This window comes from Escherichia sp. E1V33, from assembly GCF_004211955.1.
In the GTDB taxonomy this organism is placed as follows: Bacteria; Pseudomonadota; Gammaproteobacteria; order Enterobacterales; family Enterobacteriaceae; genus Escherichia.
The window spans coordinates 86,105-111,367 of record NZ_RHJI01000001.1 but is presented as its reverse complement, the minus strand read 5'-3'; the positions used below and the strand labels follow the sequence as shown (position 1 = coordinate 111,367).

At 53.0% G+C, this 25,263-nt stretch carries 25 protein-coding genes; 4 read left to right on the top strand and 21 right to left on the bottom strand.

The window, feature by feature from the left end; all coding sequences use genetic code 11:
* Window positions 1-166 precede the first annotated feature (166 nt).
* Window positions 167-760 carry an NAAT family transporter YhgN gene (gene yhgN, locus D9742_RS00515; protein ID WP_001002544.1) on the top strand — a complete coding sequence of 198 codons (594 nt, stop codon included), beginning with the start codon at window positions 167-169 and terminating at the stop codon, window positions 758-760.
* 56 nt (window positions 761-816) lie between these two features.
* On the opposite strand, the gene gntU is transcribed toward yhgN, so the two are convergent.
* The 5 genes from gntU to D9742_RS00490 all read right to left on the bottom strand — a co-directional run bounded on the left by gntU (window position 817) and on the right by D9742_RS00490 (window position 5,771).
* Window positions 817-2,157: a gluconate transporter gene (gene gntU / locus D9742_RS00510; RefSeq protein WP_000210111.1), complete on the bottom strand. Its 1,341-nt coding sequence runs from the start codon at window positions 2,155-2,157 to the stop codon at window positions 817-819.
* A gap of 3 nt (window positions 2,158-2,160) precedes the next feature.
* Window positions 2,161-2,688 carry a gluconokinase gene (gntK, locus tag D9742_RS00505; protein ID WP_000108320.1) on the bottom strand — a complete coding sequence of 176 codons (528 nt, stop codon included), beginning with the start codon at window positions 2,686-2,688 and terminating at the stop codon, window positions 2,161-2,163.
* Window positions 2,689-2,826: 138 nt separating this feature from the next.
* Window positions 2,827-3,822, bottom strand: a complete 996-nt coding sequence (gntR, locus tag D9742_RS00500) for a gluconate operon transcriptional repressor GntR (RefSeq protein ID WP_096970452.1) — start codon at window positions 3,820-3,822, stop codon at window positions 2,827-2,829.
* Window positions 3,823-3,915: 93 nt separating this feature from the next.
* Window positions 3,916-4,611, bottom strand: a complete 696-nt coding sequence (gene yhhW / locus D9742_RS00495; protein WP_130235643.1) for a quercetin 2,3-dioxygenase — start codon at window positions 4,609-4,611, stop codon at window positions 3,916-3,918.
* 122 nt (window positions 4,612-4,733) lie between these two features.
* The gene (locus tag D9742_RS00490) at window positions 4,734-5,771 is read right to left on the bottom strand and encodes an oxidoreductase (protein ID WP_130235642.1); all 1,038 of its coding nucleotides are present in this window, start codon (window positions 5,769-5,771) and stop codon (window positions 4,734-4,736) included.
* A 475-nt stretch (window positions 5,772-6,246) separates the two neighbouring features.
* On the opposite strand from D9742_RS00490, the gene yhhY reads away from it, so the two are divergent.
* The gene (yhhY, locus tag D9742_RS00485; RefSeq protein ID WP_032185336.1) at window positions 6,247-6,735 is read left to right on the top strand and encodes an N-acetyltransferase; all 489 of its coding nucleotides are present in this window, start codon (window positions 6,247-6,249) and stop codon (window positions 6,733-6,735) included.
* Between the two features lie 60 nt (window positions 6,736-6,795).
* Here the strand turns inward: yhhY and ggt are convergent, their stop codons facing one another.
* On the bottom strand, window positions 6,796-8,541 hold the full coding sequence (ggt, locus tag D9742_RS00480) for a gamma-glutamyltransferase (RefSeq protein WP_130235641.1): 1,746 nt from the start codon (window positions 8,539-8,541) through the stop codon (window positions 6,796-6,798).
* Window positions 8,542-8,662: 121 nt separating this feature from the next.
* On the opposite strand from ggt, the gene D9742_RS00475 reads away from it, so the two are divergent.
* A complete protein-coding gene (locus D9742_RS00475) occupies window positions 8,663-9,103 on the top strand; it encodes a DUF2756 family protein (protein ID WP_130235640.1) in 441 nt (146 codons plus the stop codon).
* Here the strand turns inward: D9742_RS00475 and ugpQ are convergent.
* From ugpQ to livK, 11 genes are all read right to left on the bottom strand, one after another.
* On the bottom strand, window positions 9,090-9,833 hold the full coding sequence (ugpQ, locus tag D9742_RS00470) for a glycerophosphodiester phosphodiesterase (protein ID WP_130235639.1): 744 nt from the start codon (window positions 9,831-9,833) through the stop codon (window positions 9,090-9,092). The two genes, D9742_RS00475 and ugpQ, sit on opposite strands and share 14 nt — an antisense overlap.
* A complete protein-coding gene (gene ugpC, locus D9742_RS00465; RefSeq protein WP_001514613.1) occupies window positions 9,830-10,900 on the bottom strand; it encodes a sn-glycerol 3-phosphate ABC transporter ATP binding protein UgpC in 1,071 nt (356 codons plus the stop codon). The genes ugpQ and ugpC overlap by 4 nt, the downstream gene beginning before the upstream one ends.
* Before the next feature lies 1 nt (window position 10,901).
* The gene (ugpE, locus tag D9742_RS00460; protein ID WP_000572183.1) at window positions 10,902-11,747 is read right to left on the bottom strand and encodes a sn-glycerol-3-phosphate ABC transporter permease UgpE; all 846 of its coding nucleotides are present in this window, start codon (window positions 11,745-11,747) and stop codon (window positions 10,902-10,904) included.
* The gene (gene ugpA / locus D9742_RS00455) at window positions 11,744-12,631 is read right to left on the bottom strand and encodes a sn-glycerol-3-phosphate ABC transporter permease UgpA (protein ID WP_000099272.1); all 888 of its coding nucleotides are present in this window, start codon (window positions 12,629-12,631) and stop codon (window positions 11,744-11,746) included. The genes ugpE and ugpA overlap by 4 nt, the downstream gene beginning before the upstream one ends.
* A gap of 180 nt (window positions 12,632-12,811) precedes the next feature.
* On the bottom strand, window positions 12,812-14,128 hold the full coding sequence (gene ugpB / locus D9742_RS00450; RefSeq protein WP_000803204.1) for a sn-glycerol-3-phosphate ABC transporter substrate-binding protein UgpB: 1,317 nt from the start codon (window positions 14,126-14,128) through the stop codon (window positions 12,812-12,814).
* 232 nt (window positions 14,129-14,360) lie between these two features.
* On the bottom strand, window positions 14,361-15,107 hold the full coding sequence (locus tag D9742_RS00445) for a tetratricopeptide repeat protein (protein ID WP_130235638.1): 747 nt from the start codon (window positions 15,105-15,107) through the stop codon (window positions 14,361-14,363).
* Between the two features lie 118 nt (window positions 15,108-15,225).
* Complete coding sequence (gene livF, locus D9742_RS00440; protein ID WP_000416895.1) at window positions 15,226-15,939, bottom strand: high-affinity branched-chain amino acid ABC transporter ATP-binding protein LivF; 714 nt, start codon at window positions 15,937-15,939, stop codon at window positions 15,226-15,228.
* Window position 15,940: 1 nt separating this feature from the next.
* Window positions 15,941-16,708 carry a high-affinity branched-chain amino acid ABC transporter ATP-binding protein LivG gene (gene livG / locus D9742_RS00435; protein WP_000082101.1) on the bottom strand — a complete coding sequence of 256 codons (768 nt, stop codon included), beginning with the start codon at window positions 16,706-16,708 and terminating at the stop codon, window positions 15,941-15,943.
* Complete coding sequence (livM, locus tag D9742_RS00430) at window positions 16,705-17,982, bottom strand: branched chain amino acid ABC transporter permease LivM (RefSeq protein WP_054494558.1); 1,278 nt, start codon at window positions 17,980-17,982, stop codon at window positions 16,705-16,707. Before livM ends, livG begins: the two co-directional genes overlap by 4 nt.
* Window positions 17,979-18,905: a high-affinity branched-chain amino acid ABC transporter permease LivH gene (livH, locus tag D9742_RS00425; protein WP_001295097.1), complete on the bottom strand. Its 927-nt coding sequence runs from the start codon at window positions 18,903-18,905 to the stop codon at window positions 17,979-17,981. The genes livM and livH overlap by 4 nt, the downstream gene beginning before the upstream one ends.
* Before the next feature lie 47 nt (window positions 18,906-18,952).
* Entirely contained in the window at window positions 18,953-20,062 is a 1,110-nt protein-coding gene (livK, locus tag D9742_RS00420) for a high-affinity branched-chain amino acid ABC transporter substrate-binding protein LivK (protein ID WP_000827696.1), read from the bottom strand.
* A gap of 423 nt (window positions 20,063-20,485) precedes the next feature.
* Here livK and panM point away from each other — a divergent pair, with 423 nt between their 5' ends.
* Window positions 20,486-20,869: an aspartate 1-decarboxylase autocleavage activator PanM gene (panM, locus tag D9742_RS00415; protein WP_130235637.1), complete on the top strand. Its 384-nt coding sequence runs from the start codon at window positions 20,486-20,488 to the stop codon at window positions 20,867-20,869.
* Window positions 20,870-21,067: 198 nt separating this feature from the next.
* Here the strand turns inward: panM and livJ are convergent, their stop codons facing one another.
* From livJ to ftsE, 4 genes are all read right to left on the bottom strand, one after another.
* A complete protein-coding gene (gene livJ, locus D9742_RS00410; RefSeq protein WP_130235636.1) occupies window positions 21,068-22,171 on the bottom strand; it encodes a branched chain amino acid ABC transporter substrate-binding protein LivJ in 1,104 nt (367 codons plus the stop codon).
* 271 nt (window positions 22,172-22,442) lie between these two features.
* Window positions 22,443-23,297 carry an RNA polymerase sigma factor RpoH gene (gene rpoH, locus D9742_RS00405; RefSeq protein ID WP_000130217.1) on the bottom strand — a complete coding sequence of 285 codons (855 nt, stop codon included), beginning with the start codon at window positions 23,295-23,297 and terminating at the stop codon, window positions 22,443-22,445.
* A gap of 244 nt (window positions 23,298-23,541) precedes the next feature.
* Window positions 23,542-24,600, bottom strand: a complete 1,059-nt coding sequence (ftsX, locus tag D9742_RS00400) for a permease-like cell division protein FtsX (RefSeq protein WP_130209080.1) — start codon at window positions 24,598-24,600, stop codon at window positions 23,542-23,544.
* Entirely contained in the window at window positions 24,593-25,261 is a 669-nt protein-coding gene (gene ftsE / locus D9742_RS00395; protein WP_000617723.1) for a cell division ATP-binding protein FtsE, read from the bottom strand. Before ftsE ends, ftsX begins: the two co-directional genes overlap by 8 nt.
* Window positions 25,262-25,263 lie beyond the last annotated feature (2 nt).

Genomic DNA, 25,263 nt, shown 5'->3' with positions numbered 1-25,263 from the left:
TGCTGTATATATGTGCCGGTGTCCTCATGGCACATCTTTCACCATACAAAAAGCAGCCAAAGTCGCAAGTGAAATTAATCAATGATAGCGAAGCCATCAGTAATGCGACTTATCCTGCTTTCGTAGCACGCAGAAAGTCCACGGCAATTATCAGGGAACTTGAGTTATGAATGAAATCATTTCTGCAGCAGTTTTATTGATCCTGATTATGGATCCGCTCGGAAACCTACCTATTTTTATGTCCGTACTGAAACATACAGAACCCAAGCGACGTCGGGCAATCATGGTGCGAGAGTTGCTTATTGCTCTCCTGGTGATGCTGGTGTTCCTGTTTGCGGGCGAGAAAATTCTGGCTTTTCTTAGCCTGCGTGCGGAAACCGTCTCCATTTCTGGCGGCATCATTCTGTTTCTGATCGCCATTAAGATGATTTTCCCCAGCGCTTCAGGAAATAGCAGCGGGCTTCCGGCAGGTGAGGAGCCGTTTATTGTTCCGCTGGCAATCCCATTGGTAGCAGGACCGACTATCCTCGCCACCTTAATGCTGCTGTCCCACCAGTACCCGAATCAGATGGGGCATCTGGTGATTGCGCTGCTGCTGGCCTGGGGCGGTACATTTGTCATCCTGTTACAGTCGTCGCTATTTTTACGTCTGCTGGGCGAGAAAGGTGTGAACGCACTGGAACGTCTGATGGGATTGATTCTGGTGATGATGGCAACCCAGATGTTCCTCGACGGCATTCGGATGTGGATGAAGGGGTAACGAGAGGCATTACCAGGAAGGAGCCCGGTAGCGTAAGACCTACCGGGCAAACAGAATTAACTCAACAACTGGAACGCAATCATCCCGACGATAGCACCGACAGTGCCGAGGATGGTTTCCATCATGGTCCAGGTTTTCAGCGTTTCGGCTTCGGTCGCACCTGTAAATTTACCGAACAACCAGAAGCCTGCGTCGTTAACGTGGCTGACAACAATCGAACCACCGGCGATACAAATCGACAGTGCCGCCATTTGCGCACCGGAGTAATTCAGTTGTTCAATGACCGGCATCACCAGCCCCACCGCCGTTAAACAGGCAACGGTGGCAGAACCCTGAATGATGCGCACAGCCGCTGCCAGCACGAAGCAGGTGATAGCAATCGGCAGGCCCATGCCGGTTAACGCTTCGCCCAGCGCCGGACCTACGCCAGAGTCAACCAGCACCTGTTTGAACACGCCGCCTGCACCAATCACCAGCAGAATGATCCCTGCTGGTTGCAGCGCATGACCGCAAATCTCCATGACCTTGTCTTTTGGCATACCCTGACGCATTGCCAGGCCATAAATTGCTACCAGACAAGCAACCAGAATCGCGGTAAATGGATGACCAATAAACTCAAACCATTCGTAAGCAGTTGATCCTTCCGGTACAAAACGCGCGGCAATGGTTTTAAGACCTACCAGTACCAGCGGCAGCAGGATCAGCGACAGGCTGAATCCGAAGGATGGCATTTTGCCTTCACCGAGATGCGGTTCACTGATGTCGTCAGGAATGTGCAGCTCAACGTAACGGCTGATGAAGTTGCCCCACAGCGGCCCGGCAATAATCATTCCTGGAATTGCAGCACACAGGCCAATCAGGATCATCCAGCCAAAGTCGGCATTCATCTGCGATGCCAGCAGCATCGGCGCTGGTCCAGGAACCAGAAATGCCGCCGCTGCCGCCACGCCTGCGAATAATGGGATCACCAGTTTCACCAGGTTCGTACCAGTGTGGCGCGCCATCGAGAAAGCAACGCTAATCAGCAGAACAATCGCCACTTCAAAGAACAGCGGCAGCGCACAAACCAGCCCTGCAAGGCCAATGGCATAATGCGCGCGGCTGTGACCGAAGGATTTGAGCATTTTGACGGCAATCTGATCGACTGCGCCGGTTTCATGTAAGATCTTGCCAAACATGGCTCCCAGGGCGACAACCACCGCCAGGAAGCCGAGGGTGCCTCCCATCCCTTTTTCCATTGTCGCTGCGATTTTATCGAGCGGCATACCGGAAAAAAGGCCAGCCCCCATAGACACCACCATCAAAGCCAGGAAAGCGTGCATACGCGCTTTCATGACTAAAAACAGCAGCAGTAAAACAGACCCTACTGCTGTTAAAACAAGCGTTAATGTAGTCACTACTTATTTGCCTTTTTTAATAACCTCAATGGTGCTTGCCACAACACCTTCCAGCGGTTGATCGATATCCACCACCAGTACATCGGTTTCGTCCGCACCCGGCTCCTGCAGCGTTTCAAACTGCGTCACCAGCATTTGGGTTTTAAAGAAATGGCCTTTGCGCGCTTTCAGGCGGCTTTCAATCACATCAAAATCGCCTTTCAGGTAGATGAAAGAGAGATTCGGATTGCCCTCACGTAGCAGGTCGCGATAGTGCTTTTTCAGTGCGGAACAGACAATCAGCGACACTTTATTGGTACGCTGCATGGCAAATGCGGCGTCGTTCAGCGCCTGTAACCACGGTTTACGATCGTCGTCATTCAGCGGTTCACCAGACGCCATTTTTTCAATATTGCAGCGCGGATGGAGGAAATCGCCATCAAGAAACGCGGCATGAAGTTGATGCGCCACTTCACTGGCGACCGCAGATTTGCCGCTGCCCGATACGCCCATTAAGACGTAAATGTGGTGATCATGATTAGTCGTGCTCAAAGTGGTGCCCCCACAGTACAAGAATTAAGAATGTTACGGGTAACTGTTATCGGTAACATTCTCCAGCCGGACAAAAACAGAAGCAATATCCATCCGTGCCTTAAGTGTATAAGTGTGAGCTACTTCAAATTTGTGAGCTTAAATAGATCCGCCCGGTGACAAGGTGAAACCTAAATCTAACATTTTTGGTGTTACGGCTTCGCCACGAATACGCGCCAGCAGGCGTTCAGCGCCAATGCTGCCCATCCGCTCACGCGGCGTCAGCACGCTCGCCAGCCGCGGCTCCATCACCTGGCCGATATCATGACCGTGGAAACCGGCAATCGCCATATCGTCAGGAACTTTCAACCCCAGACGCTGGCATTCAAACGCTGCGCCGACCGCCAGGTCATCGTTGGTACAGAATACGCCATCCAGCTGCGGATATTCCCGTCTCGCCTGGCGAATCAGTTCAATACCGGAAGAGTAAGATGAAGACTGCTCAACCATCACGCTATACGGCACCAGGCCTGCATCCAGCATCGCCTGTTCATATCCCTTCTGTTTGATGATAGTTCGTTCGTCGAGGCGTGCGCCGAGATAGGCAATGTGGCGATGCCCGCGAGCAATAATCGCGGTGGTCATCTGGCGTGCCGCTTCAAAGTTATCAAAACCGACGGCGATATCGAGGCACGGCGACTTGCTGTCCATCAACTCCACCACTGGAATACCCGCCACTTCAATCATCTTTAAGGTGCGCGGCGTATGGGTGCGTTCGGTGAGGATCAGGCCATCGATATTCCAGGAGAGCATTGATTCAAGGCGTTCTTGCTCCATTTCCGGTTTATAACCGTAGTGCGCCAGCATGGTTTGATAACCGTGCGCGTCGGTGACGCTTTCGATTCCGCGTAATACTTCGGCGAAAACCTGGTTGGTGAGAGAAGGTAACAGGACGCCAATCGCCCGGCTGGTGGCGTTTGAGAGGATATCGGGCGCGCGATTGGGAATATAACCCAGTTCATCAAGAGCGGCGGCAATCTTGCCACGTAGAGCAACGGAAACCTGCTCCGGGTTGCGTAAAAAGCGGCTGACCGTCATTTTGGTCACGCCTACACGGTCAGCCACATCCTGAAGTACGGGTCTTTTCTTTTTCATCGTCCTGAAAGGTACAAAAGGGATAGATTCCTTTAGTTTACCACGGACGCATCACAACCTTCCTGATTCCTCAGGAAGGTTTGTGAGATAAATTTAGACTGGCGGTAAATCGAACAGCAGGATTTCACTGTCGCTATCAGCATGGATGGAAATCGCCTGCTCATCCCAGATTGCCAGACCATCGCTGGTCGAGGCTTTCACGCCGTTAATGGTGACATGACCTTTCACTACCTGGATCCAGACGCGGCGTTCAGCGGCAATCTGATGTATCGACTGCTCATCTTTTACCAGCGCCCAGCGGTACAGTTCCATATCCTGATACACTTTCAGCGAACCGTCACGCGCATCCGGCGAAAGCACCAGTTGTTTGCCCTGCACGGCATCGAAGCGACGCTGTTCATAACGCGGCGTAATACCGTTTTCTTCTGGCATGATCCAGATCTGATACAGGTGCAGACGCTCGGTGCTGCTTGGGTTGTACTCTGAGTGACGAATCCCCGTACCCGCACTCATAATCTGGAACTCGCCCGCCGGAACCTGCTCTTTATTGCCCATGCTGTCCTGGTGCTCAACAGTACCTTCCAGCACGTAGGTCAAAATTTCCATATCTTTATGTGGGTGAGTGCCGAAGCCCTGCCCTGCTTCAATCACGTCGTCGTTAATCACACGCAGCGCGGAGAAGCCCATAAAGTTCGGATCGTAATAGTTGGCAAAAGAGAAAGTATGCCAGGAGTCCAGCCAGCCATGATTTGCATGACCGCGTTCATTTGCTTTGCGTAAGTAGATCATTTGTATTCGCCCCCTGAATGATTTCGATGGGCTTAGTGTGGACCCGATCCGCCTGGGATGATAGAGGGTGAAAATTGACCCCTCTGTTCAAAAAAATTGAACTATTCGAGGGGCCATCAAACTTACTTCGCGAGAGTCACTGTGAAGGGAGAGGCTTGCTCAAATCCGCGTTCAAGGATTTCCAGATTGGTAAGAACTTCAGATTCCTTGACGTAATTTGGCGCCCCGCTGGTGATGGTTTGGTACAACGCATCATAAACGCGCCCATAATCGCCCATCTCCGGCTTCATCTCTTCTCTGACCGTCACGCCCTCGTCATTGACATACTCCAGCACACCGACCGAATCATCCGCCGCGAATCCCGGTTCGCCCGGCATAATATTAGCCTTCAGGCTGGTTTCCTGCTGGTCGATGCCGTATTTAATAAATGTACCTTTCTTACCGTGAACGATAAATTTCGGATAATCGATTTTCACCAGATGGCTGGTTTTGACGATCGCTTTCAGGTCACCATAAAACAACTGCGCTTCGAAGGTGTCGTCAGGATTAGCTTTATTACGCAGGCTGCGGATGTCATAGGCTACATGATCCGGGCGACCAAACAGCGAGATAATCTGGTCCATCGTATGCACGCCAAGACCATAGAACGCGCCATCCTGCGGCAGTCCAGGTTTGGTTTCTACCACCGGGCGGTAATAGTCAAAATGGCTTTCCACTTCAACAATCTCTCCCAGCTTGCCGCTTTCAATCGCTTTTTTCGCCGTCAGGAAGCAGGAGTCAAAGCGACGATTCTGATACGGCGTGACGGTCAGCCCTTTGCTTTTCGCCAACGCAAACAGCTCTTTCGCCTGGGCAAGCGTCGGGGTGAACGGTTTTTCGACCAGCACATTTTTCCCGGCTTCCAGCGCGCGTTTCGCGTACTCGTAGTGGCTGTCCGCGTGGGTGCAGACGACAACCAGCTCAACATCGGGATCGTTTAACACTTCGTCGAGATCGCTGGTGAAATGGATATGGGAATAAATGGGGGCCTGTTCTTCCGACTTCGCATGGCGGCGAAAAATATGCGCGACATGCCAGCTATCCTTGCGGTTAAGTACATACGGCAGATGGTAACGGGTGGTGCTTTTGCCGAAGCCAATAAAGGCGCAGTTGATGACCATGATTTCGTCCTTTTTAAGGTGGTTATTTACACCTTAGCGCAAAGCGGACGTGGTTCCTATGCCTGTGCTTCAGTACGTCAGATTGTTGGCAAAGTGTACTTTGTTCATGCCGGATGCGGCGTGAACGCCTTACCCTGCCTACACAAAATGGCATCGGTTTGTAGGCCTGATAAGCGTAGCGCATCAGGCAATTTTGCATTTGTCTCAACACGAGGAACACTTCCCGTGGACAAAGTAGCAATCAAACCAGTACGAAAGCAAAAAAAAAGCCAGCACCCGGCTGGCTAAGTAATACTGGAAGCAATGTGAGCAATGTCGTGCTTTCAGGTTCTCCGCGAGGGTCTTCCTGATCGCGAGACAATAATAATCATTCTCATTCGCACTTGTCCAACACTTTTTGCAAAAAAATGCATTTGACTCGCATTTGAAAGTCAATGATGTTGAAAGGGACATTTACCCTAAAGAGGACAGAAGAATGAGTGAGATAGTGATACGCCATGCTGAAACGCGCGATTACGAGGCCATCAGGCAGATTCACGCCCAGCCAGAGGTGTATTACAACACGCTACAGGTGCCTCATCCGTCAGAGCCAATGTGGCAGGATCGACTCGCCGATCGCCCCGGCATCAAGCAACTCGTCGCCTGTATTGATGGAGACGTCGTAGGCCATCTCACCATTGACGTGCAACAACGCCCGCGACGCAGTCATGTTGCCGATTTTGGTATCTGTGTCGACTCTCGTTGGAAGAACCGCGGCGTCGCCAGCGCCCTGATGCGAGAGATGATTGAAATGTGCGACAACTGGTTGCGGGTAGATCGTATTGAGCTAACGGTGTTCGTCGATAACGCGCCAGCGATTAAGGTCTATAAAAAATTCGGCTTTGAGATTGAAGGGACCGGTAAGAAGTACGCATTGCGAAACGGTGAATATGTTGATGCGTATTATATGGCGCGGGTGAAATAAAGGATTTGCAATCCAGGGTTGTCACTTAAGCCCTCACCTACCGGGAGAGGGCTTAAGATATTAGTACCCCGCCGTTAAATCATCCACCGAGCGCGGATCGGATGCACCGTACAACTCACCGTCAGGCCCAACCATAATGCTTTGCGTGCTACCCATCGCCTCTTTCAGCGCCACTTTCTGACCTTTTGCTTCCAGCAGTTTGAGCGTATCCGGGCTAAACCCTTTTTCGACACGTAGCTCGTCCGGCAACCACTGATGGTGGAAACGCGGCGCATTGGTCGCTTCGGCGACATTCATGCCATAATCGATGCTATTCACCACCATTTGCAGCACGGTGGTGATAATCCGGCTTCCGCCAGGGCTTCCGGTGACCAGCCAGGTTTTACCATCTTTCACCACAATGGTTGGTGACATCGATGACAGCGGGCGTTTGTTCGGCCCGACGGCATTGGCATCCCCGCCCACCAGCCCGTAAACGTTCGGTACGCCCGGTTTGGCGGAGAAATCATCCATCTGGTTATTGAGCAAAATACCGCTCTCGCCCGCGACAATCCCCGTACCGAAGGTGGTGTTCAGCGTATAGGTCACCGCCACCGCGTTACCGTCTTTATCCACCACTGAGTAATGGGTAGTTTGATTACTCTCATAAGGTGCAAGCTTGCCAGGACGAATTTCGCTGGATGGCTTCGCTTTATTGATATCAATTTGATCGGCAATAGATTTGGCATAGGCTTTATTGGTCAACGCCTGCCACGGGACTTTGACAAAATCCGGGTCGCCAAGATATTCCGAGCGGTCGGCGTAGGCGTGTTTCTCAGCTTCTGCCATGATTTGCATCGCATCGGCACTGCCAAAGCCGTATTTCTGCATATCGAAGTTTTCCAGAATATTGAGGATCTGTACGATATGAATCCCGCCGGAAGATGGCGGTGGCATGGAGTAAACCTGATACCCACGATAATCGCCGCTAATCGGTGTACGTTCGACCGCTTTATAGGCCGCTAAATCCTCTTTAGTGATCAAACCACCATTTTTCTGCATCTCCTGGGCAATCTGTTCCGCTATCGTGCCTTTGTAGAATTCGTCCGGGCCGTTTTCGGCAATCATCTCCAGGCTCTTTGCCAGGTTCGCCTGCACCAGCTTGTCGCCCTTTTTCAGCGGCTCGCCCTCTTTCCAGAAGATAGCTTTGCTGTTTTCGTGATTTGGTAGCACTTCACTGCCGTAGGTTTTGAGATCGTCGGCCAGCGCGTCGTTAACGATAAAACCATCGCGTGCCAGTTTAAACGCCGGTTGCACCACTTTATTCAACGGCATGGTGCCGTATTTATCCAGCGCCAACGAGAAGCCCGCTACCGTACCTGGTGTGCCGGAAGCCAGATGCGAAGTGAGTGATTTTTTGCTGTCCGGGTTGCCCTGGTCATCGAGGAACATATCGCGTGTTGCTTTGGCGGGCGCCATTTCGCGGAAATCGATAGCGGTGGTATTGCCATTTTTCGATCGGATCAGCATAAAACCACCGCCGCCCAGATTCCCTGCCTGCGGATGTGTTACCGCCAGCGCATACCCCACTGCCACAGCGGCATCAACGGCATTCCCGCCCTCCTTTAGAATATCTACCCCCACCTGGGTGGCAGTGGCGTCCACAGACGCTACCATTCCCTGCTTCGCGCGTACCGGATGGAAGACATCTTCCTCCACGCCATACGAAACGGGCGGCGGCGCAGGTGGCGCGGCGGCAGCACTAAAACAGCATCCTGAAAGCAAAGTAGCAATCGCCACCCGGCGTAAAAACGTCGGTTTTATCATCGTTATTCTCCAGTTATGTGAGGGGCCTTCCCCACTTAAGCCTGGTGTATAACTCTGAAATAATCATCGTTTCGCCGGGAACAGAGTAAACTTAAAGGATATCTTCAGAGGAGGATACGCGATGAAACGACTTCTGCTTTTGACGGCACTCCTGCCGTTTGTCGGCTTTGCACAGCCCATTAATACTCTGAATAACCCCAACCAGCCGGGATATCAGATCCCCAGCCAGCAGCGGATGCAAACCCAGATGCAGACTCAGCAAATCCAGCAAAAAGGGATGCTGAATCAGCAACTGAAAACGCAGACGCAATTACAACAGCAGCATTTAGAAAATCAGATTAATAGCAACTCTCAGCGGGTATTGCAGTCGCAGCCGGGGGAGCTAAACCCCGCCCGGCAGCAAATGCTGCCCAACACCAACGGCGGGATGTTAAACAGCAACCATAATCCGGATAGTTCGCTAAATCAGCAGCATATGCTGCAACAGAGGAAAAACGGCGACATGCTGAATCCACCCGGCACGTCGCAGCCTGACATTCCGTTGAAAACTATTGGGCCGTAAAGTTCGGACCAATAACATCAATCGCATCAGTACAGATGCAATCCACGCCCCAGCGCAGCAACTCTGCCGCGCGCTGGGGTTTGTTGACGGTATACACCAGAATCCGCAGTCCGGCGTCTTTCAACTGCATCACTCGCGCTTTATCGAGCAACTTATGATTGAGATGAATAGAGACGCAGCCCAGCCGCGTGGTCAGTTCGCGCCAGTCGTCGCGCCACTCATCAAGCAATAAACCACGCGGCAGTTCCGGTGCCGCCAGCTGTGCGGCTTCTAAAGCATCAATCTCAAACGATGACAGCAGCGGTGGCGTCATACCAGCCCACAGTTCGCGTGCCGCCAGCGCCACCATTTTGCCCGTTAATGGTCCGGTGCCAGTGGTGGGTTTGATTTCGATATTCGCCATCATCCCGTGTTCGCGGCAGCGTTCTGCGACCTGCGAAAGTAATGGCAGAGGCTCGCCTTTGAACTCACCACCAAACCAACTGCCCGCATCCACGCGCAGTAAATCCTGCCAGTTCAGTTCGCCCGCAACCCCCCAGCCGTTGCTGGTACGTTCAAGATTGTCGTCATGGAGCAGGAAGATCTCGCCATCTTTCGATAACTTCGCGTCAAATTCGATCATCTTATGACCGTATTTTGCCCCGACGTCGATTGCCGCCAGGGTGTTTTCCGGGGCCAGTTTACCGCCGCCACGATGGGCGACAATGCGGGGATAAGGCCAGTTACTCATACTCGTTGTCCTGTTTCACCATCAAAAAGATGTAGCTGATTTTCCGGCAGATGCAGCCACAGCGTGCTGCCTGCCGTCGGGCGCTCCTGATGCGCCAGCCGTACCACCAGCTTCTGTTCGCCCCAGCGTCCGTGCGCCAGGTTATCTGCGCCGAGGATCTCCAGCGTGTCCATCACCAGCGGCACACCACCTTCTGCCTGCGAGCTTAGCGCTATATGTTCCGGGCGAATGCCGAGAGTCATTTTACGCCCGGCATACTGACGGTAGCCACCGTTTAGCGGTAGCACGATACCGCCGTCCAGTTCGAAATGCGTGCCTTCATTATTCACGCGGCCTGTCAGCAGGTTCATCGCCGGGCTGCCGATAAAACTCGCTACAAACAGGCTGGCGGGCTTTTCGTACACTTCCACCGGTGTGCCAATCTGTTCGGCAACGCCGCCGTTCATAACCATTACCCGCTGAGCGAGCGTCATTGCTTCAACCTGATCGTGAGTAACGTAGAGTGAAGTCGTTTTCAGCCGACGGTGCAGCTGTTGCAGTTCAAGACGCATCTGTACGCGCAGCTTGGCATCGAGGTTAGAGAGTGGCTCATCAAACAGGAACACCGCCGGATCGCGCACAATCGCGCGGCCCATCGCCACACGCTGACGCTGACCGCCGGAAAGCTCGCGCGGGCGGCGCTTAAGCAGACCGTCCAGTTCCAGAATGCGCGCCGCCTCTTTAACGCGCTCGGCAATTTGCTGCTTGCCCATGCCGCGAATTTTCAGCCCCCACGCCATGTTTTCTTCAACACTCATATGCGGATAAAGCGCGTAGTTCTGGAACACCATCGCAATCCCGCGATCTTTCGGCTCCATTTCGGTCACCCGCTGGTCGTTGATCCAGATATCGCCTTCCGTCACCCGCTCCAGCCCGGCAACCATGCGCAGCAGCGTCGATTTCCCGCAGCCAGACGGCCCGACCATCACGATAAATTCGCCATCCGCCACATCAAGGGTCAGCGGTTTAATGACCTGGGTTTTGCCATCCCAGCTTTTGGTTACTGCCTGTAATTTCAGTCCTGCCATCTTATTTCTCACTATCGACCAGGCCGCGCACGAAGGCACGCTGCATCACTAAAACAATCACTACCGGAGGGATAAGCGTTAACAACATCGCCGCCATCACTGAGTTCCATTCCGTGGTGCCTTCGCCAGTGGCGATCATCCCTTTGATCCCTGCCACGGTGGTGCCGAGATCCACGTCGGTAATAATCAACAACGGCCACAAATACTGGTTCCAGCCGTAAATAAAGGTGATCACAAACAACGCCGCCAGATTAGTTTTGGACAACGGAAAAACGATGTCGCAAAAGAAGCGCATTGGCGACGCGCCGTCGATCCGCGCGGCTTCCACCAGTTCATCCGGCAGCGTCATAAAGAACTGGCGGAACAGGAAGGTAGCGGTCGCCGAGGCCATCAGCGGCAGCGTTAAACCTGCGTAGCTGTCGAGCATCTTCAGGTTGGCGATGACTTCCACCGTCGGGAAGATACGTACTTCAACTGGCAGCATCAGGGTGATAAAAATCATCCAGAAGAAGAGGTTACGTAGCGGAAAACGAAACCAGACAATGGCGAATGCCGAGAGCATCGAGACGGTTATTTTGCCGAGCGTAATGCTGAACGCCATCACGAAGCTGTTAAGCAACATCCGCCAGAACGGCGCGCTATTCGTGCCTACCCCGTTCACCCAGATGTTGTGGATGTTTTCCAGCAGATGCGTGCCGGGGATGAGCGTCATCGGTGCGGCGTAGACTTCTTGTTTATCCAGCGTCGCCGCGACAAACGCCACGTACAGCGGGAAGAGGATCACCGCGATCCCGAGGATCAGCATGGTATGGCTGAATATCGTCAGCCACGGACGGTTCTCAATCATTGGTAACGCACCTTGCTTTCAACATAGCGGAACTGCACCACCGTCAGCACGATGACGAGGAACATCAACACCACCGACTGTGCGGCAGACGAAGCCAGATCCAGTCCGGTAAAGCCTTCGCGGTAAATCTTATAAATCAGTGTCGTGGTGGCCTGAACCGGCCCGCCGGACGTGGCGGCGTCGATCACCGGGAAGGTGTCGAAGAAGGCATACACCAGGTTCACTACCAGCAGGAAGAAACTCACCGGGGCGATAAGCGGCAGCGCAATCTTAAAGAAGCGGCGAATCGGCCCTGCACCGTCGATGGCTGCGGCTTCGATCAACGAACGGGGAATGGATTGCAGCGCGGCATAGAAGAACAGGAAGTTGTAGCTGATTTGCTTCCATACTGAGGCAAACACCACCAGAAACATTGCCTGACCGCTGTTTTGCGCGTGGTTCCAGTCGTAGCCGAACTCAGCGAGAAAATGGGTGATCAGCCCGCGACCGGGGTTAAACAGGAAGATCCACAATACGGCGGCAACGGCGGGAGCCACGGCATACGGCAGCAGCATCAAGGTTTGATAGAAACGACTGCCGCGCACGATGTACTCCACCAGCGCCGCAAAGAACAGCGATACCAGCAAACCGCTGACGGTGACAAAGGTGCTGAATTTTATCGTCGTCCAGAAGGAGTCGATATAGTAGCTGTCATGAAACAGCGCGACGAAGTTATCCAGGCCGACAAACTGGCTGGAGAAACCAAACGGATCGACGCTTTGCAGCGAGTACCACAACGCTTCGCCCGCAGGCCAGATAAAAAAGATAACGGTGATGATGAGCTGCGGCGCGACCAGCAGATAAGGCAGCCAGCGCGAGCGGAACACCGGACGGGATGATGACATAGTTAAACTCTTCGTGTTGTGTTCCCCTCACCCCAGCCCTCTCCCCTGAGGGGCGAGGGAGAAAGGCGGTGCATACTTTTCCCACCGAGCAAAGTTGCAAACCTATACGGCATTTTTCCACCACGCCGATCGGTCCCCTCTCCCTTAGGGAGAGGGTTAGGGTGAGGGGTAAAGCTCGAATTAAGACTTCGTCGATTTCTCAAAACGGCGCAGCAACTGATTTCCACGCTCAACGGCAGTATCCAGCGCCTGCTGTGGCGTCTTCTTACCAGTCCACACGCTCTCCAGCTCTTCATCCACAATCACGCGGATCTGCGGCATGTTGCCCAGACGCAGCCCTTTGGTGAACGGCAACGGCGGCTTATTCAGCATCTGACGCGTCGCGGTATCCGCCCCTGGGTTTTTCTCATAAAAGCCCTGCTCACGGGTCAGGTCATACGCTGCTTTGGTGATTGGCAGATAACCGGTTTTCTGATGCCACTCGGCAGCGTTTTCTGGCTTCGCGAGGAAGTCGAGGAACTTCGCCACGCCGGTATACGTTTCTTTATCTTTGCCCTGCATCACCCACAGGCTGGCCCCGCCGATAATGGCGTTTTGCGGTGCATCTTTCGCATCGGCGTCGTAAGGCATCATGCCTACGCCATAGTTAAATTTGGCGTACTCACGAATATTAGCGAGAGAACCGGAAGAGGCGGTGGTCATCGCGCAATCACCGTTATAGAACTTCTCGGTGGATTCATCCTTACGCCCGACGTAGCTGAAATCGCCCTTCTTGTTCATCTCTTCAAGCATGGCGATGTGTTTCACCTGCTCCGGCTTGTTGAACTCCAGCACCGCATCCGTGCCGTCAAAGCCGTTGTTTTTGCTGGCAAACGGCAGACCGTTCCAGGCGCTAAAGTTTTCCAGTTGGATCCAGCCCTGCCAGCCGCTGGCGTAGCCGCACTTCATACCGGAGGCTTTCAGTTTTGCAGAATAGTCCGCCAGATCCTGCCAGGTTTTCGGCGGCTGTTCCGGGTCTAATCCTGCTTTCTTGAAGGCGTCTTTGTTGTAATAGAGAACGGGGGTCGAGCTGTTAAACGGCTGGGAGAGTAAGTGGCCCGTTTTGCTGTCGGAGTAGTAACCTGAAACCGTCGGCACAAACTGCGACTCATCGAATTGAATCCCCGCCTCTTTAAACACGTCATACACCGGTTTAATGGCTTTCGACGCCATCATGGTGGCGGTGCCAACTTCATAAACCTGCAAAATAGCCGGCGCGTTGCCGGTGCGAAATGCGGCGATTCCCGCACTTAAATTCTGCTCGTAGTTGCCTTTATAGGTCGGTACAATTTTGTAATCCGGGTTTTCGGCGTTAAAACGTTGGGCCAGAGAATCCACCTCTTTACCCAGTTCCCCTTCCATAGAATGCCAGAACGGAATGGTCGTCACTGCCTGTGCATTCCCCATTAACGCCAGTCCGAGCGCCAGTGCTGAAGCTGTATAATGTAACGGTTTCATCGTTTATCTCTCTTGTTGTACCGAATGCGCGAATTCACGCGTTTTATGCTCGCGGGGTAACATGACATGCTCGAATTACAGAAAAATAACCTTTTTGTTACATTTGTAAGATAGTAAGGTGTCAGAAAGATGACAAGGCGGTGACGGTACGGGTGAGGGAAAATGGGAGATGGGGCACGGATAATGCTACGTTGGGGAAAATTAACGCGCCAGAGACTATCTGGCGCAGCGCTTACTGAACAATACTCTGCTTCAGCCGATCATTGGCGGTCTTAATCCATTCCCGGTGGTGTTTTCTATAATGTGGTCTTGAACGTTTAGCCGTATCAACCACGGCAATATACTGCTCGTTGGCTTCACGTAACCGACTCATTTTCGCCAACATTTCCGCATAGTAAATACGCGCCTGCGGGCCGGGGTAATAAGAAATCAATACTTCAAACTCGCTTTCCGCATCAGCGTATTTTTCTTGTGCGGCTAACGTTCTGGCAAATAACAAATGCCCGTCTGCCGACTGAAAATCAGGGTTATAACGCATCACATCTTCCAGCGTCTGCTGACAGGCGGCGAACTCCTGAATAGCAAACTGTGCCTGCGCCAGGCTGAGCATCATTGCCGCTTCATGGGCGAATATCCCGCTTAACGCCTGCTGATAATGGGGAACAGCTTCGTGATAACGCCCCAGACGCGCCAGTTCATTAGCCAACGCATAATGGTTTTGATTCGTCTCGGCAATCGCCAGCTCTTCGGTTAATTTGTGCAGGTGGCGTTCCGGGTTGATTTTGTCCTGCAGGCGCATCAGAAAGGTGCGCCCGTGACGGTCAGCGCCCGTTTCAGGCAGCATCACCATGACAAAATACGCCACGCAGCCAATCACCGGAAAACAGAAGATGATAAAAAACCAGTATCGCTCTTGTCCGGTACGGTAAGCGTGAATACAGCAAAGCATTTCAAACATGGCGACAACGGCATAATGCATAGGAGGGAACCTTTCCGTGGCAAATAAGTGGTCTGGTTTTAATCCTCCCGGTCAGTTGAAACAAGTCTGTATACGGACGAATAACCCGGCAGAACTTAGCTGCCGGGTTATTGATAATTTACCCGCCTAAATACGCACTTCTCACCGCTTCGTTCGCCAGTAGTGCATCACCAGTATCGGAGAGCACCACATGACCGTTTTCCAGCACGTAGCCGCGATCGGCGAGCTTTAGCGCCTGGTTGGCGTTCTGCTCGACGAGGAAGATGGTCATCCCCTGCTCGCGCAGTTGTTCGATGGTGTCGAAAATTTGCTGGATGATAATCGGCGCAAGACCGAGCGATGGCTCATCAAGCAACAACAAACGCGGGTTGCTCATCAGCGCGCGACCAATCGCCAACATCTGCTGTTCACCGCCGGACATGGTGCCTGCCCGCTGAACACGGCGCTCATGCAGACGCGGGAACAGTTCATACACCCACTTTATGCGCTCCTGAAACTGGTCGCGTTCGGCAAAAAAGCCGCCCATCGCCAGGTTCTCTTCCACCGTCATCCGCGAGAAGACGCGACGCCCTTCCGGGACAATCGCTACCGCTTCGCGCATGATTTTCGCCGTCTGCCAGTCGGTAATGTCTTTATCATCAAACACAATTCGCCCACTGGTGGCACGCGGATCGCCGCATAATGTGCCGAGCAAGGTGGTTTTCCCCGCCCCGTTTGCGCCAATGAGGGTGACAATCTCGCCCTGATTGATATGCAGGCTCACCTCATGCAGCGCCTGGATTTTGCCGTAGTGGGCGCTGACTTTGTCAAAGGACAACATGACTTTTTCCATCTTATGCCTCACCTAAATAGGCACGGATCACGTCCGGGTTATTACGGATTTGCTCCGGCGTACCGTTTGCCAGCGGCGTCCCCTGATTGACCACGTAAATTCGGTCTGAAATTCCCATCACCAGCTTCATATCGTGTTCAATCAACAAGATAGTGGTGTTGTGATGGTTACGCAGTTCGGCAATCAGCTCATCCAGTTCTTTCGTCTCTTTCGGGTTAAGACCCGCCGCCGGTTCGTCGAGCATTAAAATCTCCGGCTGCGTCACCATGCAGCGGGCGATCTCAAGACGGCGCTGGTCACCGTAGGCCAGGTTACTCGCCTGACGGTTGGCGTGTTCCAGCAAACCAATGCGCTCAAGCCAGGTCGCGGCGCGGTCGAGGGCTTCGCTCTGGGCACGACGGAAAGAAGGCGTTTTCAACAGGCCAGAGAACAGCCCGGTTTTCAGTTGCTGATGCTGTGCCACCAGCAGGTTTTCAATCACCGTCATTTCACGGAACAGACGCACATGCTGGAAGGTGCGCACCACGCCCATGCGGGCAATTTGCTGCCCCGGCAAACCTTCCAGATGCTGATCGCGCAGTAAAATGGTGCCTCCGGTGGGTTTGTAGAATCCGGTCAGGCAGTTAAAAACCGTGGTTTTTCCGGCACCGTTAGGGCCGATTAACGAGACGATCTCCTGCGGGTACAGTTCAAGATTGACGTTGTTCACCGCCAGCAGGCCGCCGAAACGCATCATCAGGCCGTTAACAGATAATAATGGCTGACTCATGCCTGCTCTCCTTTCGCTGCGCCGTTTTTCAGCTTGAGTTGCGGGCGCGTCATGGGCAGCAAGCCCTGCGGACGCCAGATCATCATCAGCACCATCAAACCACCGAGCATTAACATGCTGTATTCGTTGAAATCACGCATCAATTCGCGCGACACCACCAGCAAAATTGCCGCCAGAATCACCGCAAATTGCGAGCCCATACCGCCGAGCACCACTATCGCCAGCACGAACGCCGATTCGGCAAAGGTGAAGGATTCCGGGCTGACAAAGCCCTGGCGCGCCGCAAACAGCGTTCCGGCAAAACCGGCAAACGCGGCGCTGATGGTAAAGGCAGTCAGCTTGATACGACGCGGGCTTAAGCCCAGCGAACGGCAGGCTATCTCGTCTTCACGCAACGCTTCCCACGCGCGACCCAGCGGCATCCGCAGCAGGCGGTTAATGACAAACAGGCTTAACACCACCAGCAGCAATGCCACCAGGTAGAGGAAGATAACGCGATCGGAGGGATCGTATTTCAGGCCAAAGAAATTACTAAACGTGTCCCAGCCGCCTTCACGGGCGGTACGGCTAAACTCAAGCCCGAAGAAGGTCGGTTTTGGGATCTGGCTGATGCCATTCGGGCCGCCGGTAATTTCGGTATTATTGAGCAGCAATATGCGCACAATTTCGCCGAAACCGAGGGTAACGATCGCCAGATAGTCACCGCGCAGACGCAGCACCGGAAAGCCGAGCAGGAAGCCCGCCGCCGCTGCCATTAACCCGGCAATCGGCAGACAGGTCCAGAAGCCCAGACCGTAATAGTGATTGAGCAGCGCAAAAGTGTAAGCGCCGATGGCGTAAAAGCCGCCGTAACCGAGCACCAGCAGGCCAGAAAGCCCTACCACCACGTTCAGCCCGAGGCCGAGGATAATGTAGATCATGGTCAGGGTGGCGATATCCACCGTCCCGCGTGAGACCATAAACGGCCACGCCACCGCAAGCACCAGCAGCGCCACGAGAAACAGCTTTTGCTTCACCGTGGAGCCATCAATGGCTGGCAGAATAAACTTCGGCCCGGAAACGCTTTTCAGCCCTTTCTGGAAAGCAGGTCGCAAAAGCTGGAAGAAAAAGACCACCGCCGTGCCGATAAACACCCACTCCCAACGGACATCCGAAGCGCTGTCGACCACCAGTTTGGTGCCGTCCAGCTCCAGTTGCACGCCCATAAAGACGCCCGCCAGCACAAAAAACATCGCGGCAGAGAGCAACGCCATTGCAATATGCATCGGTTTCATACTTTCTCTACCTCCGGGCGCCCCAGAATACCGGTCGGCATCACCAGCAGCACCAGAATCAGCAGGGCGAATGAGACCACATCTTTATATTCCGTACTCAGATAGGCAGAAGAGAGCGCCTCCGCAATCCCCAGGATCAGCCCGCCAATCATCGCTCCCGGAATGCTGCCAATCCCACCGAGCACCGCAGCGGTAAAGGCTTTCATCCCGGCCATAAAGCCGATGTAGGGGTTAATCACGCCGTAGAACTGGCCGAGCAGTACTCCCGCCACCGCCGCCATCGCCGCACCAATCACAAAGGTCAGCGCAATCACCCGGTCGGTGTTGATGCCAAGCAGACTCGCCATTTTCAGATCTTCCGCGCAGGCACGACACGCGCGCCCCATGCGGGAATAGCGAATGAAAATCGTCAGCGCCAGCATGGCGAGGAAGGTGACAATCCAGATCACCGCCTGCATGGTAGTAATAGAAGCAGAGAAGTTTTCGCTATGGCCCACCACCCACTGACCGTTAAACAGGCTGGGCAGCGCCACGTCGCGCGAACCTTCGGTCAGGCTAACGTAGTTTTGCAGGAAGATGGACATACCGATTGCGGAAATAAGCGCAATCAGGCGCTTAGAGTTGCGCACCGGGCGATAGGCTACCCGTTCGATACTCCAGCCGTAGGCGCTGGCAATGACGATTGCGCCGACGAATCCCGCCGCCACCAGCAGCCAGCCGGTATCAATGCCCAGCATCATCAGCGCGGCGATGATCATAAAGGAGACGTAGCTGCCGATCATGTAAACCTCGCCGTGGGCGAAGTTGATCATGCCGATAATGCCGTAAACCATGGTGTAGCCGATGGCTATCAGCGCGTAGGTACTGCCCAGCGTGACGCCGTTAAACATCTGCTGCAAGAAATACAAAAACTGCTCAGACATAAGGTAACCTTTCTAAACCCGCCCGCATTTCACGGGCGGTGGGATTTTCACTTGGCTGCCGTGGATGAACCGTCGGCGTGCCACTGGAAGACACCAAAATCAAATCCCTTAAGATCGCCTTTTTCATCCCAGTTCAGCGGCCCAATCACGGTGTTTGCACCGTTAGCTTTTAAATCTTTCACCAGCGCCAGCGGCTCATCGCTGCCGGTACGCTCAAGGGCAGTCGCCAGAGATTGCACCGCCGCGTAGGTGATCCAGACATATGGCCCGGATGGATCTTTCTTGTCTGCTTTCAGCGCATCAACGATGCCCTGGTTTGCAGGATCCTGGTCATAGCGTTTTGGCATAGTGACCAACATGCCTTCGGCAGCATCACCGGCAATATTCGACAATGATGCGTTACCCACACCTTCCGGCCCCATAAACTGAGTTTTCAGGCCAACGGAACGGGCCTGGCGCAGCATCTGGCCCATTTCCGGGTAGTAACCGCCGTAGTAAACGAAGTCGATGTTTTCTTTTTTCAGGCGGGCGATCAGTGCGGAGAAATCTTTCTCGCCAGCGGTAATGCCGTCGAAGAAGACGACGTTGGCGTTAGCCGCTTTCAGCCCGTCCTGCACCGAACGTGCCAGCCCTTCGCCATACTGTTGTTTGTCGTGAATGATGGCGATGCGCTGGGGCTTCACCGTCTCAAGAATGTATTTTGCCGCCGTTGGCCCCTGGGAAGAGTCCAGCCCGGCAGTACGCATGATGTGTTGATAACCGCGTTGGGTCAGCTCCGGGTTGGTCGCTCCCGGCGAGATCATCAGAATACCTTCGTCTTCGTAGATATCTGATGCAGGTTGGGTAGAAGAAGAACACAGATGACCAATAACATATTTAATGCCGTCGTTAACGATTTTGTTGGCGACCGCAACGGCTTGTTTCGGGTCGCAGGCGTCGTCATATTCCACGCCAACCAGCTTATCGCCTTTAATTCCCCCTTTGGCATTAATGTCTTTAATTGCCTGACGCGCGCCGTTAAATTCCATATCGCCCCACTGGGCAATCGGGCCGGACATCGCGCCGACAACGGCAACCTTAATATCGTCAGCCATAGCAGTGTGTGAAATTGCCAGTGCAATCATCCCTGCGATGATAGTTTTCGCATTCCGTTTCATTATTCAAAATCCCCACTCGTAATGTTGTGCTGCTTTGTTTTTATGTATTCAAAAATCAGACTGTTCTTTTTTTATACTGCACTGTTTTTACCTGTCTGATTAAGGGTTTAGCACAGTATATTGTGATAATAGCGATTAAAATCCCTATTTTTCAGTCGATTAAGAACAGATAATATTCTGAATATGTTGATAGATAAACAGAAAAAAGCGCCTTTGTCAGCATAAAATAACGGCACAAAGGGCGGAATAATTCACTACCATTCAGGGGATTATGCTGGACATTTTTCATTCTCTAATGTTTTAACTTTGTAATTATTGCTGAAAAAAAATTAATCACCTGCCAAAAGAAATAAAAAAGAGAAAGCCTCCGATTAAATTATTTCGTTACACTGGTTCCACTTTTGTGATTTACACGGGTTCCCCATGAAGCTGACCATCATTCGATTAGAAAACTTTAGCGACCAGGACCGGATTGACCTGCAAAAGATCTGGCCGGAGTATTCCCCTTCCTCTTTACAGGTTGACGATAACCACCGTATTTACGCCGCGCGTTTTAACGAGCGCCTGCTCGCTGCCGTGCGGGTGACCTTAAGCGGCACCGAGGGGGCACTGGATTCCCTGCGCGTGCGGGAAGTCACCCGGCGTCGCGGTGTGGGGCAATATCTGCTGGAAGAGGTTTTGCGTAACAATCCTGGCGTTTCAGGCTGGTGGATGGCGGATGCTGGCGTGGAAGATCGCAGCGTAATGACAGCGTTTATGCAGGCACTGGGGTTTACGGCACAACAGGGCGGCTGGGAGAAGCGTTAATCGTCAAGTTTGATTTCAAAAGTGATGACCAACGAGAAATTGCCTGATGCGCTACGCTTATCAGGCCTACATGTGTGTTGCAATTTACTGATTTATTTGGATCTTGTAGGCCGGATAAGGCGTTTACGCCGCATCCGGCATGAAGCAACGTACTCGATATTAGCAATTTGGCGGCAACCCAAAGTTGCCGATTAACAATTACTTCGCATCGGTCGCCGTGCCGTTGGCGTGCCAGTCAAATACACCGAACTCAAAGCCTTTCAGGTCGCCTTTCTCATCCCAGGTCAGCGGCCCCATCACGGTATCAACCGAGTTCGCTTTCAGGTATTTGGCAATCTCCGCCGGATCGTCAGACTGATTCAGGCCCGCCTGCAAAGATTGCAGCGCGGCGTAGGTGGTCCAGACGAACGCGCCGCTTGGATCCTGTTTTTTCGCTTTGATCGCGTCAACAATTGGTTTGTTTGCCGGAACCTGGTCGTAGTTCTTCGGCTTGGTTACCAGCAGCCCTTCCGCTGACTCACCTGCAATGTTAGACAGCGAGACGTTAGCCACACCTTCCGGCCCCATAAACTGAGTTTTCAGCCCTGCCGCGCGTGCCTGACGCAGGATTTGTCCCATTTCCGGGTGATAACCGCCGTAGTAAACGAAGTCGATATTCTCTTTCTTCAGACGCGCCACCAGCGTTGAGAAATCTTTTTCCCCGGCGGTGATACCATCAAAGAACACCACGTTAGCATTGCCTTTCTTCAGGCCGTCCTGAACCGCACGCGCCAGACCTTCACCGTACTGTTGTTTGTCGTGGACGATAGCAATACGCTGCGGTTTCACTTTCTCAAGAATATATTTCGCCGCCGTTGGTCCCTGGTCGGAGTCCAGGCCGGTGGTGCGCATAACCAACTTATAGCCGCGCGCGGTCAGTTCTGGCGCGGTTGCCGCTGGGGTGATCATTAAAATGCCTTCGTCTTCGTAGATGTCAGACGCAGGCTGCGTTGATGAAGAGCAGAGGTGACCAATCACGTATTTAATGCCGTCGTTAACGACCTTGTTCGCCACCGCAACCGCCTGTTTCGGATCACAGGCATCGTCATATTTTACGATTTGCAGTTTATTGCCTTTGATACCACCTTTAGCATTGATATCCGCAACCGCCTGTTCTGCGCCAGTAAACTCCTGGTCACCGTACTGGGCCACCGGACCGGACATCGCGCCCACGACCGCAACTTTAATATCTTCTGCCAGAGCCATATTGCTGAATGCCAGCGCGATACATCCTGCCAGTAACGCTTTACCCTTCATGTTCATCCTGAGAATCCCCATTCTTCTGGTTATTACGTGTGTTGTGATGTTGTTGTTCAGCACTTTATTTCGTTTTATGCATGACTACCCGTGCTTTAGCAGCATACTCTGCTAAAACATACCCGATTTTTATGATATTGGAATAGCTATTTTGACAGTTTATTAACAATCTGCGTGGGGATTGACGTTTTGCCGGAGGCGGGAATTGATTATTGCAGTGGCCTAAAAAACAAAAACCCCGGACTCTCATCCAGGGTTCTCTGCTTAACAGCGGAAATTACGCTTCAATCGCGGCGCGCAGTTTTTTCATCGCATTCTTTTCCAGCTGGCGCACACGCTCAGCGGAAACACCGTAACGGTCAGCCAGTTCCTGCAACGTGGACTTGTTGTCTTCGTCCAGCCAGCGCGCACGGATGATATCCTGGCTGCGTTCGTCCAGGCCCTGCATCGCGTCGGTCAGACGGTTTGCCGCCTGCTCTTCCCAGTTATCATCTTCAATGCCGTCAGCAAAGTTAGATGATTTATCCTGCAGATAGAGCACCGGTGCCATCGGCTGGCTGTCGGAATCGTCGTCGGAAGACAGGTCAAAGGTCATGTCCTGTGCCGCCATACGTGATTCCATCTCACGTACGTCTTTGCTGGTTACACCCAGTTCACGGGCCACCATTTCGACTTCATCCTGGTTAAACCAGCCCAGACGCTGCTTGGTTTTACGCAGGTTGAAGAACAGTTTGCGTTGCGCTTTGGTGGTCGCAACTTTGACGATACGCCAGTTACGCAGAACGTATTCGTGGATCTCTGCTTTGATCCAGTGAACGGCGAAGGAGACCAGGCGCACACCCACTTCCGGGTTAAAACGGCGCACTGCTTTCATCAGGCCGATGTTACCTTCCTGAATCAAATCCGCCTGTGGCAGGCCATAGCCCGCATAATTACGAGCAATATGAACAACAAACCGCAGGTGAGACAGGATCAGCGTTTTAGCTGCTTCCAGATCGCCATGGTAATGCAGCTTTTCAGCCAGCGCCCGCTCCTCGTCAGCCGACAACATCGGCCACGCGTTAGCTGCCCGGATGTAGGAATCCAGGTTGCCAACAGGGGCTAAAGCTAAACTTTGCATTTTGTCAGTCATTCAAATCCTCTCAATCGATATCTTCTGGCGCCTCAGTGGTAGCAACAACTGTGCCAGAGCTTAAGAGCAATGAGGTTATCATTCACTGTTTTATCAGACCGTGATTTTATCCACAAGTTCAATGCAACGCTGTGAATAAATTACGCACAAAATGTGACATAGAGATGAAATACCGGGAAGAGACAACGGGGTCTCTTTCCCTGCTACGGAACCCATTGCAGGGAAAGAGTATAACACGCTTTTATTATTCAGGCGTAAAATGGCGTAAATGTTGTACCGTGGCAAGCCAAGCTGCCACCCAGCCAATCATCGAACACACCAGCAGCAAAAGCAGACATTCATCGAACGATAAGCCATTGATATCAAACTTCGTTCCGAAAACCTGCGCCACTTCCGCCACCGCTGATGACAAACGTAGTACCAGAATTTCTGACAAAATTAATGACAGCAATGCGCCAGAAAATCCCAACAGCGCGCCGCCGTACAGGAATGGGCGAAGGATGAAACCATCCGTCGCACCAATCAGTTTCTGCACGTTAATGGAGTCACGGCGAGCAAATATGCTCAGACGCACACTGTTGCCGATGACGAGGAATACTGCCGCCACCATCAATACGCCAATCATCGCCGAAACGCGCCCGACCAGCCCGGTTAACGCCGCCAGACGGGCAAACCAGCTGTCATCCATCCGCACTTCATCAATGCCGTTAATCTGGGTGATACGGTCGCGCAGCGTATTCAGTGATTCCGTTCCCTGAAAATCGAGTTTCGGGATCACCACCGCTACTGCCGGAAGCGGGTTTTCCTCCAGCATATCCAGCGCACCACCAAAACCAGACCAGTTACGGAACTCGCCCAGTGCGTCTTCACGAGAAAGATAATTCACTTTCTCCACGCCCTGCTCGGCCTGTAGCTGCGCCACCACGCCCGCAGCGGCGTCATCATCCAGCGTTTTTTGCAGATAAACGGTAATTTGCGGTGACGGATAATATTGCGTCGCCGCCTGGTTAACGTTTTTGTACACCATATAGCAGACGCTGGGCAGCGTCAGGGAGATGGCGATGACCATCACGGTTAAAAACGTGGCGAACGGTTTGCTTTTCAGATCCTGCAAAGCGCCGTGGAACGCATAGCGTACCTGTTCGTTGAAAACGTTAGTTTTGCGATTTGCCGGTTTTGGCGAAGACTTCGCGCGTTTCGGCGCGTTACGACCACCGTCGCCAGAGCCGCCAGCCGATTTACGGAAGCGATCAAGACGCCCGCCAAACTGCCGGATATGATTGATTGCATCGCGCTTATTCATGGCCCACGCCTCCATGCAAGTGACCATCGCTCAGAGTGAGCATGCGATAGGAACGTCGTGAAATCAGGTTGATGTCGTGCGTTGCCATCAATACTGTTACCCCAACGCGATTAAACTCTTCAAACAGACGTAAAATCCCTTCTGACAGCGCATCATCCAGGTTACCGGTCGGTTCGTCCGCCAGCAGTACCGCAGGTTTGTTCACCACCGCGCGGGCAATGCCAACGCGCTGCTGTTCACCGCCAGAAAGCTGTATCGGAAAGTTTTTCGCTTTGTCCAGTAGCCCGACTTTGTCCAGCGCAGCAGAAACGCGGCGACGAATATCGTCACCGCTGGCACCGGCGATAATCAGCGGGATCGCCACGTTATCGTAGACAGTACGGTCCATCAGTAGATGGTGATCCTGGAAAATCATGCCGATCTGGCGACGCAAAAACGGAACTTCACGGTTTTTCAGACGCGTGATGTCATGGCCGCTAAACCAGATTTTCCCGGCGCTGGGCCGCTCAATCCCACAGATCAGCTTCAGGAGGGTACTTTTCCCTGCGCCGGAATGGCCGGTCAGAAACGCCATCTCACCCGGCTGCATATGGAACGTAACGCCCTGCAGCGCCTGTCTCCCACCGAGATAAGCCTTGCTGACATGTTCAAAGCGAATCATTG

What these genes read in the sequence shown, in the direction of transcription:
- livK (WP_000827696.1), bottom strand. Translation starts at nt 20,062, where the DNA reads ATGAAACGGAATGCGAAAACTATCATCGCAGGGATGATTGCACTGGCA.
- ugpA (WP_000099272.1), bottom strand. Translation starts at nt 12,631, where the DNA reads ATGTCATCATCCCGTCCGGTGTTCCGCTCGCGCTGGCTGCCTTATCTG.
- D9742_RS00475 (WP_130235640.1), top strand. Translation starts at nt 8,663, where the DNA reads ATGAAACGACTTCTGCTTTTGACGGCACTCCTGCCGTTTGTCGGCTTT.
- ftsE (WP_000617723.1), bottom strand. Translation starts at nt 25,261, where the DNA reads ATGATTCGCTTTGAACATGTCAGCAAGGCTTATCTCGGTGGGAGACAG.
- D9742_RS00445 (WP_130235638.1), bottom strand. Translation starts at nt 15,107, where the DNA reads ATGCATTATGCCGTTGTCGCCATGTTTGAAATGCTTTGCTGTATTCAC.
- ugpC (WP_001514613.1), bottom strand. Translation starts at nt 10,900, where the DNA reads ATGGCAGGACTGAAATTACAGGCAGTAACCAAAAGCTGGGATGGCAAA.
- yhhY (WP_032185336.1), top strand. Translation starts at nt 6,247, where the DNA reads ATGAGTGAGATAGTGATACGCCATGCTGAAACGCGCGATTACGAGGCC.
- yhhW (WP_130235643.1), bottom strand. Translation starts at nt 4,611, where the DNA reads ATGATCTACTTACGCAAAGCAAATGAACGCGGTCATGCAAATCATGGC.
- ugpB (WP_000803204.1), bottom strand. Translation starts at nt 14,128, where the DNA reads ATGAAACCGTTACATTATACAGCTTCAGCACTGGCGCTCGGACTGGCG.
- ggt (WP_130235641.1), bottom strand. Translation starts at nt 8,541, where the DNA reads ATGATAAAACCGACGTTTTTACGCCGGGTGGCGATTGCTACTTTGCTT.
- panM (WP_130235637.1), top strand. Translation starts at nt 20,486, where the DNA reads ATGAAGCTGACCATCATTCGATTAGAAAACTTTAGCGACCAGGACCGG.
- livH (WP_001295097.1), bottom strand. Translation starts at nt 18,905, where the DNA reads ATGTCTGAGCAGTTTTTGTATTTCTTGCAGCAGATGTTTAACGGCGTC.
- livJ (WP_130235636.1), bottom strand. Translation starts at nt 22,171, where the DNA reads ATGAACATGAAGGGTAAAGCGTTACTGGCAGGATGTATCGCGCTGGCA.
- livG (WP_000082101.1), bottom strand. Translation starts at nt 16,708, where the DNA reads ATGAGTCAGCCATTATTATCTGTTAACGGCCTGATGATGCGTTTCGGC.
- ugpE (WP_000572183.1), bottom strand. Translation starts at nt 11,747, where the DNA reads ATGATTGAGAACCGTCCGTGGCTGACGATATTCAGCCATACCATGCTG.
- yhgN (WP_001002544.1), top strand. Translation starts at nt 167, where the DNA reads ATGAATGAAATCATTTCTGCAGCAGTTTTATTGATCCTGATTATGGAT.
- livM (WP_054494558.1), bottom strand. Translation starts at nt 17,982, where the DNA reads ATGAAACCGATGCATATTGCAATGGCGTTGCTCTCTGCCGCGATGTTT.
- ugpQ (WP_130235639.1), bottom strand. Translation starts at nt 9,833, where the DNA reads ATGAGTAACTGGCCTTATCCCCGCATTGTCGCCCATCGTGGCGGCGGT.
- gntR (WP_096970452.1), bottom strand. Translation starts at nt 3,822, where the DNA reads ATGAAAAAGAAAAGACCCGTACTTCAGGATGTGGCTGACCGTGTAGGC.
- D9742_RS00490 (WP_130235642.1), bottom strand. Translation starts at nt 5,771, where the DNA reads ATGGTCATCAACTGCGCCTTTATTGGCTTCGGCAAAAGCACCACCCGT.
- livF (WP_000416895.1), bottom strand. Translation starts at nt 15,939, where the DNA reads ATGGAAAAAGTCATGTTGTCCTTTGACAAAGTCAGCGCCCACTACGGC.
- rpoH (WP_000130217.1), bottom strand. Translation starts at nt 23,297, where the DNA reads ATGACTGACAAAATGCAAAGTTTAGCTTTAGCCCCTGTTGGCAACCTG.
- ftsX (WP_130209080.1), bottom strand. Translation starts at nt 24,600, where the DNA reads ATGAATAAGCGCGATGCAATCAATCATATCCGGCAGTTTGGCGGGCGT.